13 protein-coding genes are annotated in these 13603 nt (G+C 60.5%); 6 read left to right on the top strand and 7 right to left on the bottom strand.

From position 1 onward, the window contains the following. Positions 1-45: 45 nt before the first annotated feature. The gene (locus tag AC27VU_RS10530) at positions 46-1071 is read right to left on the bottom strand and encodes a zinc-dependent alcohol dehydrogenase family protein (protein ID WP_488724002.1); all 1026 of its coding nucleotides are present in this window, start codon (positions 1069-1071) and stop codon (positions 46-48) included. Between the two features lie 148 nt (positions 1072-1219). Here AC27VU_RS10530 and AC27VU_RS10525 point away from each other — a divergent pair, with 148 nt between their 5' ends. Then, positions 1220-2116: a LysR family transcriptional regulator gene (locus tag AC27VU_RS10525; protein ID WP_262141547.1), complete on the top strand. Its 897-nt coding sequence runs from the start codon at positions 1220-1222 to the stop codon at positions 2114-2116. Here AC27VU_RS10525 and AC27VU_RS10520 read toward each other — a convergent pair. Then, positions 2113-3072, bottom strand: coding sequence for an aldo/keto reductase (locus AC27VU_RS10520; protein WP_488724001.1), 960 nt, complete (start codon positions 3070-3072; stop codon positions 2113-2115). The genes AC27VU_RS10525 and AC27VU_RS10520 overlap by 4 nt on opposite strands. Positions 3073-3184: 112 nt before the next feature. Between AC27VU_RS10520 and AC27VU_RS10515 the strand changes: the two genes are divergently transcribed. Next, positions 3185-3958: an alpha/beta hydrolase gene (locus tag AC27VU_RS10515; protein ID WP_488724000.1), complete on the top strand. Its 774-nt coding sequence runs from the start codon at positions 3185-3187 to the stop codon at positions 3956-3958. A gap of 144 nt (positions 3959-4102) precedes the next feature. On the opposite strand, the gene AC27VU_RS10510 is transcribed toward AC27VU_RS10515, so the two are convergent. Further along, entirely contained in the window at positions 4103-4549 is a 447-nt protein-coding gene (locus tag AC27VU_RS10510) for an NUDIX hydrolase (RefSeq protein WP_488723999.1), read from the bottom strand. A 73-nt stretch (positions 4550-4622) separates the two neighbouring features. On the opposite strand from AC27VU_RS10510, the gene AC27VU_RS10505 reads away from it, so the two are divergent. Together AC27VU_RS10505 and AC27VU_RS10500 are read left to right on the top strand one after the other, a co-directional pair. Continuing rightward, positions 4623-4925, top strand: coding sequence for a hypothetical protein (locus AC27VU_RS10505; protein WP_488723998.1), 303 nt, complete (start codon positions 4623-4625; stop codon positions 4923-4925). A gap of 65 nt (positions 4926-4990) precedes the next feature. Beyond that, positions 4991-5422, top strand: coding sequence for a nuclear transport factor 2 family protein (locus AC27VU_RS10500; protein ID WP_003226150.1), 432 nt, complete (start codon positions 4991-4993; stop codon positions 5420-5422). Between the two features lie 82 nt (positions 5423-5504). On the opposite strand, the gene mqo is transcribed toward AC27VU_RS10500, so the two are convergent. Next, positions 5505-7151 (bottom strand): malate dehydrogenase (quinone), encoded by a 1647-nt coding sequence (mqo, locus tag AC27VU_RS10495; RefSeq protein ID WP_003226151.1) that lies wholly within the window; start codon positions 7149-7151, stop codon positions 5505-5507. A 562-nt stretch (positions 7152-7713) separates the two neighbouring features. Here mqo and AC27VU_RS10490 point away from each other — a divergent pair. Further along, positions 7714-8028 (top strand): DUF2388 domain-containing protein, encoded by a 315-nt coding sequence (locus AC27VU_RS10490; protein WP_003226153.1) that lies wholly within the window; start codon positions 7714-7716, stop codon positions 8026-8028. A gap of 82 nt (positions 8029-8110) precedes the next feature. Next, on the top strand, positions 8111-8512 hold the full coding sequence (locus AC27VU_RS10485) for a hypothetical protein (protein WP_103520397.1): 402 nt from the start codon (positions 8111-8113) through the stop codon (positions 8510-8512). Here the strand turns inward: AC27VU_RS10485 and ligD are convergent, their stop codons facing one another. From ligD to AC27VU_RS10470, 3 genes are read right to left on the bottom strand one after another with little or no spacing between them, the layout of a single operon-like run. Continuing rightward, positions 8513-11131 (bottom strand): DNA ligase D, encoded by a 2619-nt coding sequence (ligD, locus tag AC27VU_RS10480; RefSeq protein WP_488723997.1) that lies wholly within the window; start codon positions 11129-11131, stop codon positions 8513-8515. It lies immediately after the preceding gene. Between the two features lie 17 nt (positions 11132-11148). Beyond that, a complete protein-coding gene (locus AC27VU_RS10475; RefSeq protein WP_488723996.1) occupies positions 11149-12102 on the bottom strand; it encodes a methyltransferase in 954 nt (317 codons plus the stop codon). A 10-nt stretch (positions 12103-12112) separates the two neighbouring features. Next, entirely contained in the window at positions 12113-13492 is a 1380-nt protein-coding gene (locus tag AC27VU_RS10470; protein ID WP_473020026.1) for an iron-containing redox enzyme family protein, read from the bottom strand. Positions 13493-13603: the final 111 nt, after the last annotated feature.

Raw genomic sequence — 13603 nt, 5'->3', positions numbered from 1 at the left:
ACTGATTCAACGCCATCGCGAGCAGGCTCACTCCTACAGGTGGTTTCAGGCCTTGTTGAAATCGACCACAACCTTGCCGAACGCCCCGCGATTGAGATGGGCGAACGCTTCAGTCACCTGATCGAAGGCATAGGTCGCATGGATCACCGGTTTGATCCCGTGGTGATCGATCATCCGCACCATGTCCTCCAGCGCCCGACGCGGGCCGACGGCCACCGCAACGATTGAAGCGCGGCTGCCGAGCAGCGGCATGATCGGCGTGCGCAACTCGTCAGAATCGAGCAGGCCGATGATCGACACCCGACCTCCAGGCACCACTGCCTGCAGAGAGCGCCCGAGGTTGTCGCCGCCGGCCATCTCCAGAATGTGATCGGCGCCGCGCCCGTCGGTCAGTTCCAGCACAGCGGTGTGCCAGTCCGGTGTGGTGCTGCGGTTGATGCCATGAGTGGCGCCCAGGGCGATGGCCTGGGCGATCTTGTCGTCGCTGCTGCTGGTGACGATGACGTTGGCGCCACTGGCCGCCGCCAGTTGCACGGCAAACAGCGAAACCCCGCCAGTGCCTTGCACCACCACGGTTTGCCCGGCGTGCAGATGACCCAGTTCGATCAACGCCATCCACGCAGTCAGTGCGGCAATCGGCAGTGTGCTGGCCTCGACTGCACTGAGGTTTTTCGGCGCGCGCACGCACCAGTCGGCCGGCGTGGCAACGTACTGCGCCAACATGCCGGGAATCGGCCCACCCTGGGTCGGCATCTCGGCCCAGGTTTTCGGATTGCCGTCGATCCAGTTGGTAATGTAGGTGGAGATGACTTTGTCGCTACTCTGAAAGCGCGTGACGCCCTCGCCGACCGCGACCACGGTACCGGCCATGTCCGAGGCTGGCGTGAAGGGGAATTTCAACGCCGCGGTCATGCCGTTTTCCGCGACTTGGGTATCACGGTAATTAAGCGAAACCGCATCGATCTTGACCAGGATTTCTCCGGCTTTCGGGGTTGGTCGCGGGGCCTGGACCTGGCTGAGGTTGGCGAGGCCAAACGCGGAAATTTCCCAGCGCTGCATAATGTCGGACATGGCGATAATCTCGGTAGAGGACTGTGGCGCCGATGATAGAAGCCATGCCCCCGGCTGATTAAGTGGGTCGCCACTCCGTTATATACGGACGTTTTGTTCCGCAATGACTAAGGTAAATTGAACCCCACCGGTGAAATCGAGAATCGTGATGGACAGCCTTAATGCGTTGAATGTGTTTGTGTCGGTGGCGGAAACTCGCAGCTTTGTCGCCAGTGGGCGCCTGCTTGGCGTGTCGGCTTCGGCAATTGGCAAAAGCATCGTGCGCCTGGAAGAACGCTTTGGCGTGCGCCTGTTCAATCGCAGCACGCGCAGCATCACGCTGACCGAGGACGGCACGCGGTTTCTCGAACGCAGTTTGCGCATCCTTGCCGAGATCGAAGCGGCGGAAATGGAGTTTTCCCAGACCAACGCCGCCCCGCGCGGGCGTCTGAAGATCAGTTTGCCACTGGTGGGCGAGCCGTTTTTACCGGTGCTGGCACGGTTCAAGAAAACCTACCCGACGGTGGATCTCGACCTGACGTTCGATGACCGCCGGGTCGATGTGATCGAGGAAGGCTACGACGCGGTGTTGCGGGCCGGAGATGTCCCGGATTCCAGCCTGACCTCGCGCCTGATCGGTAGCTACCGGATGATTCTGGTGGGGGCGCCGCCCTACTTTCAGGACCATGGCGTACCGCAGCAAGCCACCGATCTGCTCAGTCATTCGTGTATTCAGTTTCGCTTTCCCAACACCGGCAAGCTGCAGGTCTGGCCGTTGCGCGAAGCCGGCCAGGAAGTCGATCTGCAGGTGCCGACCTCGATGGTCTGCAACAACCTCGAAGCGCGGATCTGCTTTGCCCTGCAAGGCCTGGGCATCGCCTATCTACCGGACTTCTGCGTCAGCGAGGCCTTGGCCGATGGGCGCTTGCAACGGATTTTGCCCGACTGCGCAGAGACAGGCGTCTACCGGATCATGTGGCCCTCGGGCAAGCATCCACAGCTGAAACTGCGGGTGTTCATCGACTTCCTCAAGGAGCATCTGTTTCCGCAGCAGACGCCGGCTTAGCCAATCAACGCTATCAACTGATACCGCTGCGCATCGGTCAACATCGGCCCAAATCCGGCGCCGGCGTTGTCGGCCATATAGCGCGGATTGCCGGTGCCGGGGATCACGCAAGTCACCGCCGGATGCGAAAGCAGATATTTCAGCGCCAGTTGCGGCCAACTGTTGACCTGCACATCCGACACCCAACCCGGCAGCGGCTTGCCCTTGAGCTGTGTCAGCAAGCCGCCGCCACCGAACGGCCGATTACAGATCACCGCCACCCCGCGCTCGCGGCACAACGGCAGAATGCGTTTCTCCACACCACGGTCATCGAGGGCGTAGTTGATTTGCAGGAAATCCAGTTGTTCGGCCCCGAGCACTGCCTCGACTTCTTCATAGGCCGACGGCGTGTAATGGGTGATGCCGATGTAGCGGATGCGTCCCTGCGCTTTCCATTCGCGTAGGGTCGGCAGATGGCTTTGCCAGTCCAGCAGGTTGTGGATCTGCATCAGGTCGATGCGTTCGGTGCGCAGCAGGCTGAAGGATCTTTCCATCTGCGCGATGCCCTCCTCCCGCCCATGGGTCCACACCTTGGTCGCCAGAAATGCCGGCGAGCGTGGTTCGTGGATCGACAACAGCTCGCCAGTGGTTTGCTCGGCGCGGCCATACATCGGCGAGCTGTCGATCAGCGTGCCGCCCTTTTTGAACAGTTCATCGAGCACCGCCGGCAGTTGTTTATAGGCGGGGTCGCCGGGCGCAACATCGAAGCCGCGGTACGTGCCCAGGCCCACCATTGGCAACAGCTCGGAGCTTGAAGGGATGGCGCGGGTCTGCATGGTCTGGTCTCCTGCCGTGCTGGGCGAAGTGGCCGGCGGCGGCGTGGCGGCGGCCAACGCCCGGTCAAAGGTGAAGACCGCCGAAACCCCGGCAGCCAGTGTGAGCAACCGGCGACGGGAGCAACCCTCAGTGTGGCTCATGCTGGTTCCCCTGCTGCGTGAAGCTGTTGCACGTTGTGTGCGACGGCTGCCCGTCTACTGCGCTGGACTACACTGCGACAGCGAACACCCGCGCCCGGTTAAAGTTAGTCGAATGTCCAGAAAACTGATGTCACTCGTCGCCTTGCTTATCGCCCTCTACCTGCTGCTGTGCGGGGCGCTGTTCGTATTTCAGCGTTCGCTGATCTATTTCCCCCAGCCTGACAGCGCCGTCGCCACGACGGATTCGCGGTTGAAACTGACGATGCCGGATGCCGATGTGTGGGTAGCCACGCGCGCACACGTCGGGCCGAAGGCGCTGATCTACTTTGGCGGCAATGCCGAGGACGTGTCGCGCAATCTGCCGTCGTTCAGCGAGGCCTTTCCCGACTACGCGCTGTTTTTGCTGAACTATCGGGGTTTCGGTGGCAGCGGCGGCTCGCCCTCGGAGGAAGCGATCGCCGAAGATGCGTTGGCACTATTCGATCAGGTGTACGCCAGCCATCCGCAGATTGCCGTGATCGGCCGCAGCCTGGGTTCGGGGGTGGCGGTGCGCCTGGCGAGTCAGCGCCCGGCGAAACAACTGATTCTGGTGACGCCGTACAACAGCCTTGAAGACATCGCCGTCCGCCAATATCCGTGGATGCCGGTGAAGTGGCTGCTGAAGGATCGCTTCGAGTCGGGTCGCTATGCCGCGCACATTCGCGTGGCGACCTTGCTGTTGGCGGCCAGCGATGACGAGGTGATACCACGGGACAGCACGCAGCGACTGCTACAGAGTTTCCCCAAAGGCGTGGCGACGCTGCGGGAGGTGCCGGATACGGGGCACAACTCGATTTCCGAGCGGGCGCAGTATCTGCAGTGGATGGAGGATGTGCTTGATCGCTGATAGCCGGTTATTGCGTTGTCTCTTCTGGCCCCTTCGCGAGCAAGCCCGCTCCCACAGTGGTTCAGCGTCAACCGGACAAAATGTGGGAGCGGGCTTGCTCGCGAAGAGGCCAGAAGAGACTGAAATCGAGATCTTCGCCGGATCTCAAACGAGCAATCCTGCGCTCTTCAGCAGCTCATGCAATCCCTTTGGAACCAATGGCTCGTGCTCGCTGAAACTTGAGCTGTCATGCCAGCGGATGGTGAAGGGAGCCCCGTCACTTTCATGGCCATGGATTTGTGCAAGTTCATACGCGTCAGGATCAGCAAACGTCGCATCGTAGACCTGGACAATTTCATGCCCCGGTTTGCCGTTGTAGACGAACAGACTTTCAAGTGTGCCGAGCAGTCGTAAGTCGGTCACGGACAGGCCCAGCTCCTCCTGTACTTCACGCACGACAGCCTCCGCACTGGTCTCGCCGAACTCGATACCACCGCCAACAGGCCGAAAACAGATTTGCTGGCTGACCGGGTCACGAAATTCATTAACCAGAATTTTGCCGTTATGGTGAAAAACACAGATTGCGAGCGGGCGAATACGTCGTTCGGCCATAGGATGAAGTCCATTTACGGATGTGAGGCGCGGAATTTAACCACGATTCGCGCTGCACATCGGTGGACGTCTATTGCAACAGGCCACCTCAGACCGGAGAAATCGTCGCAAGCATTCCGATCAGAATGGTCAACGTCAGAAACCCACCCAGGAAAATCGCCATCTTGTTCATGCTGCTCTCCTCAATACTGAGCTGGCGGTGCACCGGGCGCTTCGGGATGAAGGACTGCCGCGAGTGACCGAACTGCCGGGCTATTCTGAGCGTCTGACTGAACCGGTTACAGAGGCAGATCCAACAGAAAAATACGGATCAGATACCCATCTGATCCGCTCCGGCCATGGTCTGGTATTCAGATCGGCACACAACGGTTCGTGACCCGCCGCTTTGAACTAGAGTGAGTGCCGTCGCGCGAAGAACAACAACAATCCCAGGAGTGGTCAATGTCCGAACTGAACCTGCACCCCAACGCCGCCGAATCCCTGAAGCACTGGCACGAGATGATCCGCACCGGCAACCTCAAGGCGTTGCCCGAACTGCTCGATGCCAATGCCGTGTTCCGTTCGCCCATGGCCCACTCGCCCTACCCCGGCGCGCAAGTGGTGACGATGATCCTCAACACCGTGTTCAACGTCTTTGAAGATTTCAAATACCACCGCGAACTGGCGACTGCCGATGGTTTGAATGTGGTTTTGGAGTTCAGCGCCAAAGTGGGGGCGAAAGAGCTGAAGGGCATCGACATGATTCGCTTTGATGAGAGCGGGAAGATTGTCGAGTTCGAGGTGATGGTGCGGCCGTTGAGCGGGTTGCAGGCGCTGGGGGAAGAAATGGGGCGGCGGCTTGGCGCCTATCTGGCAAAAGCGAAACCTGTGTAGGAGCTGCCGCAGGAGGTTTGTGGCATAAAAAAGCCCACTGACCGTTACCGGTGCAGTGGGCCTTTGCGTATCTGGCGTCTAGTTACAGAGCCATGTCACGTGCAGCATTTTCCTTCGGCGCCGCAGCTTTTTCAGCGGCAGGTGCAGCCGGAGCAGCCGCCTGACCGATTACCGGAGGCGTTGGCAGTTCGAGGATCTTGGCGGTGTACGCCCACTCTTGTGCCACTTTGGCCGGATCGCTGTTCAGCTGGGTGCCGTAGCTTGGCACGATCTGGTGCAGCTTGGCTTGCCACTCAGGGGTGGCGACTTTGTCTTTGAAGACTTTCTGCAGCACGCTCAGCATGATCGGCGCAGCGGTCGACGCGCCTGGCGATGCGCCCAGCAGGCCGGCGATGGAGCCGTCTTGTGCAGCAACGATTTCGGTGCCCAGTTTCAGCACGCCGCCAGCGGCTTCATCACGCTTGATGATTTGCACGCGTTGGCCGGCCTGCCACAGGCGCCAGTCTTCGGCTTTGGCGTTCGGGAAGTATTCCTTCAGCGCGTTCATGCGGTCTTCATCCGACAGCATCAGTTGACCGGCCAGGTACTCGACCAGCGGGTATTCCTTGATGCCGACCTTGGTCATAGGCCAGATGTTGTGGGTGGTGGTGCTGGTCAGCAGGTCCAGGTACGAGCCTTCTTTGAGGAACTTGGTGCTGAAGGTCGCGAATGGGCCAAACAGGATGACGCGCTTGCCGTCCAGAACACGAGTGTCCAGGTGCGGAACCGACATCGGCGGTGCGCCAACCGAAGCTTTACCGTAGGCCTTGGCCAGGTGCTGCTCGGCGATGGCCGGGTTATCGGTCACCAGGAACGAGCCGCCGACCGGGAAGCCAGCGTATTCCTTGGCTTCAGGAATGCCCGACTTCTGCAGCAGATGCAGAGCGCCGCCACCGGCGCCGATGAACACGAACTTGGCGTCGGTTTCGGTCTTGGTGCCGTCTTTCAGGTTTTTGTAGCTGACGCGCCAGGTGCCGTCGGCGTTCTTGGTGATGTCTTCGACTTCACTCGACAGCTTCAGATCGAAGTTAGGCTTGGTCTGCAGGTAACCGGCGAACTGGCGGGTGATTTCGCCGAAGTTCATGTCGGTACCCAGCGGGCTCCAGGTGGCCGCGATTTTCTGGTTCGGGTCACGCCCTTCCATCATCAGCGGGACCCACTTCTTGATCACAGCCGGGTCTTCGGAGTACTGCATGCCGGCGAACAGCGGGCTCGCTTGCAGGGCTTCGTAGCGCTTTTTCAGGAACTTGATGTTGTCATCGCCCCACACAAAGCTCATGTGCGGAGTGGTGTTGATGAACGAGCGAGGGTTCTTCAGAACGCCTTGCTGAACCTGCCAGGCCCAGAACTGACGGGACACCTGGAACGCTTCGTTGATCTCGACGGCTTTCGGGATCGTCACGTTGCCTTTGTCGTCTTCCGGGGTGTAGTTCAGCTCAGCCAGGGCGGAGTGACCGGTACCGGCGTTGTTCCAGCCGTTGGAGCTTTCCAGGGCGACGCCATCCAGACGCTCGACCATTTCCATCGACCAGCTTGGCTCCAGCTCATTGATCCACACACCCAGGGTGGTGCTCATGATGCCGCCGCCGATCAGCAGTACATCTACTTTCTTCGCTTCTGCAGCATTGGCGGAAGACATCCCCATCGCCAAAGCCAGCCCCAGCAAGGCCGTGTTCACTTTCTTAAACATCTGTTGCACCTATGATAAAACGCCTTCCGCCCGCCGCTGTTGTACGTGTGGGAGCCTTTTTCGCGACACTCAGGCCAGGGTCGCGAGCACCTTCACACTGCAATTTTGACGGGTGGGCACACAAGGCCGACGGACTGCATCGACCTCAGTTAATGTCCCTTCTGAACTGACTTCTTATCATTATTGGCTTCAGCTACTTGAGCGACAGGGATTCCGTCAGCCCGCCCCAAGGGCAGGCAGACTGAATTAGGTCAAACCAAGTTGGCGCGAAGAATATCACGTCAGGGCAAACCCGCGCGTCTGTTCCCGACTTGAGAGTCTTTTTCCGCTCTGGGCTTTATCGGCCGGCCTGGGCGGAACATGACCCTGCGGCCGCTCTGGCTGAAGTCTTTCAGCGATTCGCGCAGGGCTGGCAGGCAAATCGGGTCTACAGTTAATAGCAGGTGCCTTGCTCACCAGGCGCTCACTGAGTCCTGTGCTTCGATGGAACTCCCTCCTTTCGCACACCTCTCACGCTATGTAGTACTTCCCTTTTGCTTCGCGCTTGTGGAGGAACACCGTCATGCGCAAGTTATTGCTCGTTTCGTCGTTAATCTTATGCCTGCCATTCGGCTCGGCCATGGCCCGTGTGGATGCCAAGGACGTCGCTACCTCGGCCGGGGTATCCGCTTCGCTTTATTCAACCTTCAAGGACCACAAGATGGTCATCCCCGCCCGTGACGACCTGACGGCATTTGTCGCCAGCGACGGTGCGATCCGAGGGGTCTATCTGGAGTCTGTATTGCAACAGGTGCGGCAGGACAATCCCGGCATCAACGCCAGTGATGAAGAGCTGGCCAACGCGATACTGGCGCATTACGAAGGCCTGAATCAGTAACAAGCCCGTATAGCACCGCCGATGGATGGAACTGAGCGACCATGGGCAAACTGGCCGAACGGCCTCTATTATGATGGAGGCCATGACGACTCCTTTGCCCATTCGCTCGCCTTGCCCACCCGGCGCCTGCATTTGCGGGCGCGATCCGTTGCTGGAAACGCCCGGCGCGGATGTGCGCATCTTGCTGCTGACCCGGCAGGAAGAAAAGCGCCTGCTCGAACGTCTGGAAAACCTGCAGAGTCTGGCCGATCTCGAACGCCTGCAGCGCAAGATGTTCGAGCAGTTGGGCATTCGCGTGGACGTCGCACCGGGCTTCAATGAGGTGCGCACCATGCGCGGCATTGCAATCGTCATCGACGAACTGCCCGGCCTGTGCCGCAAAACCCGGCAAGCAATCCCGGCGGCGATCCGCCGAGGTCTGGAAAATCGACCGGAAATTGCTTTCGAGCTACTCAACGCTCACGACTTGCTGCGCGACGCCTGATTACTTTTTCAGGCCCAGCCGTTTGCGCATGTCTGCGGTGATGCTCTGGCGGGTTTTCTTCAGGTCTGCCCACGGCTTGTCACCGACCTCCGCCAGGCGCTGGTGGACGTTGCTCACGTTCCACTGATCGGCCCCCTTCAGCTCGGCCACCTCTTCGCGATAAATCGGCACCGATACCGGCAAGCCTTCACGGGTGCGCGCGGCGTAAGCGCAGATCGTCGTCGCGCCAAGACCGTTACGCAGATAGTCGATGAAGATCCGTCCAACCCGATTCTTCGGCCCCGAAACCGCAGAAAACCGTTCCGGCAACAGCTTGGCCATATGGCTGACGATCGCGTGGCTGAAATCCTTGACCTCATCCCAGCCAAGTTTGCGCGTCAACGGCACCACCAGGTGAATGCCCTTGCCGCCGCTGGTCTTGAGGAACGCCTTGAGTCCCAGTTCATCGAGTACGGTCAGCGTCAGTGCCGTGGCTTCCACCATGCTTTTCCATGGCAATGCCGGGTCGGGGTCGAGATCGAGGACAAACCGGTCAGGCTTGTCCAGATCGACCGTGGTGGCGTTCCAGGTGTGCAACTCGACCGTGCTCATCTGCACCGCGCCGATCAACGCTTCGGCGTTGTTGATCAGCATCACCGGCTGGCCAGTGACATCCTTGTCCAGCGTGGTGATCCCGGGAATCGCCAGATGCTCGGCGTTTTTCTGGAAGAACAGCTCGCCGGCGATGCCGTCCGGCGCCCGCACCAGCGCGACCGGGCGATCCTTGAGCTGCGGCAGAATCCACTCGGCGACGCTGGCGTAATACTCGGCCAGTTGCATCTTGGTGGTGCCACTGACCGCATCGATCACCCGATCCGGGTGAGTGATACGCACCTTGCCGCTGGCCAGCCCCAGCTGTGACGGCGCCGGTTCGGCTTTCTTTGACTCAGCCGCTTTGTTTGATTCGCTAGCTTTCTTCGACGCGGCAGCTTTTTTCGCAGGGGTGGCTTTCGCTGAAGTTTTCACGGATTTCGCTCGCTCCTCGGTAATCGCCTTGGCCGGTTTGTCATTGCGCAGACCATGGAACACGGCGTGGCGTACCGAGCCGTCCTTGGTCATTTCAGCGAACGCCACTTCTGCCAACAGATTCGGTTTGAGCCAATGCACGCCTTTGGCTTCGAAGCCGCTCGGCGGATTGACCACCGCCGCCTTCTTCCCCTGCAACGGCTTGAGCTGGGCGAGGATGCTTTTCAGTGTGGTTTCGTTGAACCCGGTGCCGACCTTGCCGGCATAGCGCAACTCGCCGCTGTCACGATCATGCAGGCCCAGCAGCAACGCGCCGAACGCACTGCGCGAACCTTTCGGATCGGTGTAGCCGACGACCACGAATTCCTGCCGATGCTTGCACTTGAGCTTGATCCAGTCACTGCTGCGCCGCGACACGTATGGCGAGCCGAGGCGTTTGCCGATCAGCCCTTCCATCTGCATCTGGCAAGCGCTGTTGAGCAGTGCATCCGCCGTTTCGTCAAAGGCTTCGGAGAAGCGCAGCAACGGCTGTTCATGCCCACCGAGCACCGTGGACAACGCCGCGCGGCGCTCCTCGACCGGCACTTCGCGCAGGTCGACACCGTTGAGGTACGGCATGTCGAACAGGTAGTACATGATGCTGGCGCTGCGCCCGGCTTCGAAGGCGTTTTGCAGCGCCTGAAAGTCCGGTACACCGCGTTCGTTGGTGACCACCACTTCGCCGTCCAGCCATGCGGATTCAAGACCCAGCTCAGCGAGGGCTTGCGCCTGTTGCGGCAGTTTGTGCGTCCAGTCGTGACCGTTGCGGGTGAACAGTTGCACCTGATCATGATCAATGCGCGCCATGATCCGATAGCCATCGAACTTGATCTCGTAGCTCCACTGCCCCTCGGGTGCGCTGTCGACCAGGGTCGCCAGTTCCGGCTTGAGTTGCGCCGGCAGTTTGGCCTTGCGTGCACCGGTGAGTGTTCCGGACGCCGCTTTGCGAGGTTTGGCCGCAGACTTTTTCACAGGTTTGGCTTGCTCGGCGGCGAGCCTCGGTTTGCTGATCAGGGTACGCTCGCTGAGCACACTGTCCGGCTCTGCACTGAGCACGTCATAGTCGTCTTGCGGGCGGGCGGCGCTGTCCTGATGTTTGATCAGAAACCAGTTTTCCTTCTTGCCCGGCATGTGCGTGCGCACCAGATTCCAGATGCCGGAGAGCTTTTCGCCTTGCAGTTCGAACTTGAGTTTGCCCTTGGCGTAGGCCTTGGCCGGATCCTCCAGCGGAATCCACACGCCGCGATCCCAGACGATCACATCGCCCGCGCCATAATGCCCCTCGGGAATGCTGCCCTCGAACGTCGCGTAATCCAGCGGATGGTCTTCGACGTGCACCGCCAGGCGCTTGACCTTGGGATCGAGCGACGGCCCCTTCGGCACCGCCCAGCTCTTCAGCGCGCCATCGAGTTCCAGGCGAAAGTCGTAATGCAGGTGCGAAGCGTCGTGCTTCTGAATGCAGAACTGCAGCGCATGGTCGCTGGCCTTGCTGCGGCCACGGCGTTTGACGGCGGCGGGCTCGGACGTCGCCGAAAAATCGCGCATGCGGTTGTAGTCGTCGAGGTTCCTGGTCATGGCGCACCTGCCTTGTGTCAGCCAATGCGGGTCACGGTCAGCGCGACCACGGCGATCCGGTCCACTCGCTGGTAACCGGGGTTCAACAACTCTTCACCGAACACGTCCGGGTCCAGTTCGCGATAGGTCCAGGCGAATCGCGTCGAATCCAGGCGCGGCACCACCGTGTCGAAAAACGGATCGCGGCCATCGACCATGGCCACGCCGGTGTAGAGCAGCAACGAACCACCGGGGGCCAGCCGATTGAGTGCCTGCTCGACGATACGCAGCGACAATCCGGCGCCGAGCGAGCCACCGCCATGCCGATAGGCGCGCCCGGCCGGGTCGGCCATGTACGGCGGGTTGGCGACAATCAGGTCGAAGCTGCCTTCGGTGCCCTGCAACACATCGCTGGCCTGCACCTCGATATTGGCGACCTCGGCCAGTGCCGCGTTGATCGCGGTCAGGCGCAGCGCGGCGGGGTTGATGTCCACCGCCAGCACTTGCGCTTCACGCCGGGCGCGGGCAATCAGAATCGCCCCGACACCGGCACCGCAGCCGATGTCCACGGCACGCTGGATCGGCGCAAAACTCTGCTGCAGATGCGCGTGAATCAGTTGCGCAAAACGGTAGGTGTCCGGGCCGAAAAACACCGAGTCGGCGGCGTCGGTGGGAAATCCCGAATGCACGAACAGCAAGTCATCCAGACTCGACCAGCGCACCCGGCTCTTCAAGCGGCCGTCGTAGACGTCAATCACTTGCGCATCCTGTAACTGCCGTTGTTCGTCGGCAGACAACAGCCCCGGCTCGAACGGCCGCGACCAGCCGAAGACGTCGCGCAGGGTGTCGGCGACCTGCCCTTCGTCACGCTGATTAACCCGCTGATGAGTCAAGGGCGTCGGCGTGACGAAACGGTAGCCGTCAGCCTGCAAGCGCCGGCCGAGTTGCAGCAGTGTCAGGTCGTTGGCGGACAGTTGTTCTTCCTGATTCATGGAGATTTCCTTAGCGCAGACTGGATTTGAGTTCGATAAAGCGACGTGTCGCCAGCAGACCCGCCGGGTGCGCGTGCCGGGCCGGTGACAACCATGGGATCAGCGTCGCCATTTGCGCGTGTCCGTCCTGACCTTGCAGCGCGGCCGTCAGGCGCTGCACATCGGGATCGTGTTCGGGCACGGCGGCGTCCGGGGTGGCGACCTGACGAGTGCGTCTTGGCGCCTGGGCTTTCTCGGACGGCGTCCAGTCGCCGGCAATCCAGTCGTGCAGCAGCTGCTTTTCATAAGGGCTGAACACGCCGAACATCGCCGCACCGTCGCCATCGATCAACTGCCAGAAACGGCTGGCCTGCGGATCTTGATTGCGCTTGATCCAGCCTTTGTCCTGCATCGCCTGAAGAAATCCGGGCAGTTGCTCGGGGGTGGCCAGCCACTGATTGACGGTTTTGCCTTCGAAGCGGCAGTAGTCGGAATGCATGTGCTGACCGAACGGACGTTTGCGCTCGAGCATCGCCAGCACTTCCTGCTCGAGGTCGAAACCTTCGATGATTGCGCGGCTGCCCTGCCCCAGGTCGTTGAGTCGATAGCCCAGCGACACCCGGCGCAGGAATTCGCCACGATCAGCTTCCAGCGGCAGCAGGTCGAGCACCGACTGCACGGCTTTTTGCGCATGGCCGGTGCTGGCGTTGTCGATGGTCACGTGGAGGGTGAAGTAGTACGGATCAATGCCCAACTCGCTGAGTTCGTAGGCACTGATCAGCAAGTGCAGCGGCAATTGTTCGTAGCCGAGGTTGTAGCCGATCACCTCGGGCAGAAAGCTTTCGCCACAGGCGCCGAGTGCCAGTTGCAGCGCGCCTTGCAGGTAGCGTTCGTCGTCGATGGCGCCGGCGTCCTGCAAGCCGTGCTCAGCGAGCAGTTTGCGGTAGATCACCACATGATTCTGCGCAGGATTGCCGTCGCCGAGCTCTTCCAGATAGGTACACAGCAACCCGTCGAAACGCAGGTCGCGCCATTGCGGCAACAAACCGTACAACCACGCGCCATCCACCAGTTTGGTCGGCGCCACGGCTTGCAGAAAGTACAACGCATGGGCTTTGTTGCTGAAGAACTGGCGCGGCCCGCCAGCCTTGCGTTGTTGCAGGTAGTCGGCGTATTGCCGGGCAACGTCGGTGCAATGTCGGGCGACCCAGTCCTGCCAGGCAGACGGATCCTGCGGTAGCGCTTCGGGTAACAGCGCGGCACGTTGCAACTGCTCGGCGAGAAAATCCTGCGCAAGATTTTCAGGCTGATCCTCGAGCAGCAGTGCCTCATAAATACGCCGCAATTCACCGTTGGCAGTGATTGGCTGGTGCTGCGCACTCGGCGCATGCAGAGGGGTCAGGGCAGTCATGTCAGTGTTCTCGCTCGGTTGGCCGGTCAGGGCGTTGTTTCACGCCTCTACATCAGCAGAGCAACCGCTACGGAGAAAAATTCAATCAACATGAAAATCGCCCTGACGGAC

It is taken from the genome of Pseudomonas sp. 14P5.3.2 (genome assembly GCF_057799175.1).
The sequence above is the reverse complement of the archived record's forward strand: the minus strand, read 5'-3'. Positions and strand labels throughout refer to the sequence as shown.

Bases quoted from the DNA above. Each gene is read 5' to 3' on its own strand.
- AC27VU_RS10530 (WP_488724002.1), bottom strand. From the start codon at position 1,071: ATGTCCGACATTATGCAGCGCTGGGAAATTTCCGCGTTTGGCCTCGCC.
- AC27VU_RS10525 (WP_262141547.1), top strand. From the start codon at position 1,220: ATGGACAGCCTTAATGCGTTGAATGTGTTTGTGTCGGTGGCGGAAACT.
- AC27VU_RS10520 (WP_488724001.1), bottom strand. From the start codon at position 3,072: ATGAGCCACACTGAGGGTTGCTCCCGTCGCCGGTTGCTCACACTGGCT.
- AC27VU_RS10515 (WP_488724000.1), top strand. From the start codon at position 3,185: ATGTCCAGAAAACTGATGTCACTCGTCGCCTTGCTTATCGCCCTCTAC.
- AC27VU_RS10510 (WP_488723999.1), bottom strand. From the start codon at position 4,549: ATGGCCGAACGACGTATTCGCCCGCTCGCAATCTGTGTTTTTCACCAT.
- AC27VU_RS10500 (WP_003226150.1), top strand. From the start codon at position 4,991: ATGTCCGAACTGAACCTGCACCCCAACGCCGCCGAATCCCTGAAGCAC.
- mqo (WP_003226151.1), bottom strand. From the start codon at position 7,151: ATGTTTAAGAAAGTGAACACGGCCTTGCTGGGGCTGGCTTTGGCGATG.
- AC27VU_RS10490 (WP_003226153.1), top strand. From the start codon at position 7,714: ATGCGCAAGTTATTGCTCGTTTCGTCGTTAATCTTATGCCTGCCATTC.
- AC27VU_RS10485 (WP_103520397.1), top strand. From the start codon at position 8,111: ATGACGACTCCTTTGCCCATTCGCTCGCCTTGCCCACCCGGCGCCTGC.
- ligD (WP_488723997.1), bottom strand. From the start codon at position 11,131: ATGACCAGGAACCTCGACGACTACAACCGCATGCGCGATTTTTCGGCG.
- AC27VU_RS10475 (WP_488723996.1), bottom strand. From the start codon at position 12,102: ATGAATCAGGAAGAACAACTGTCCGCCAACGACCTGACACTGCTGCAA.
- AC27VU_RS10470 (WP_473020026.1), bottom strand. From the start codon at position 13,492: ATGACTGCCCTGACCCCTCTGCATGCGCCGAGTGCGCAGCACCAGCCA.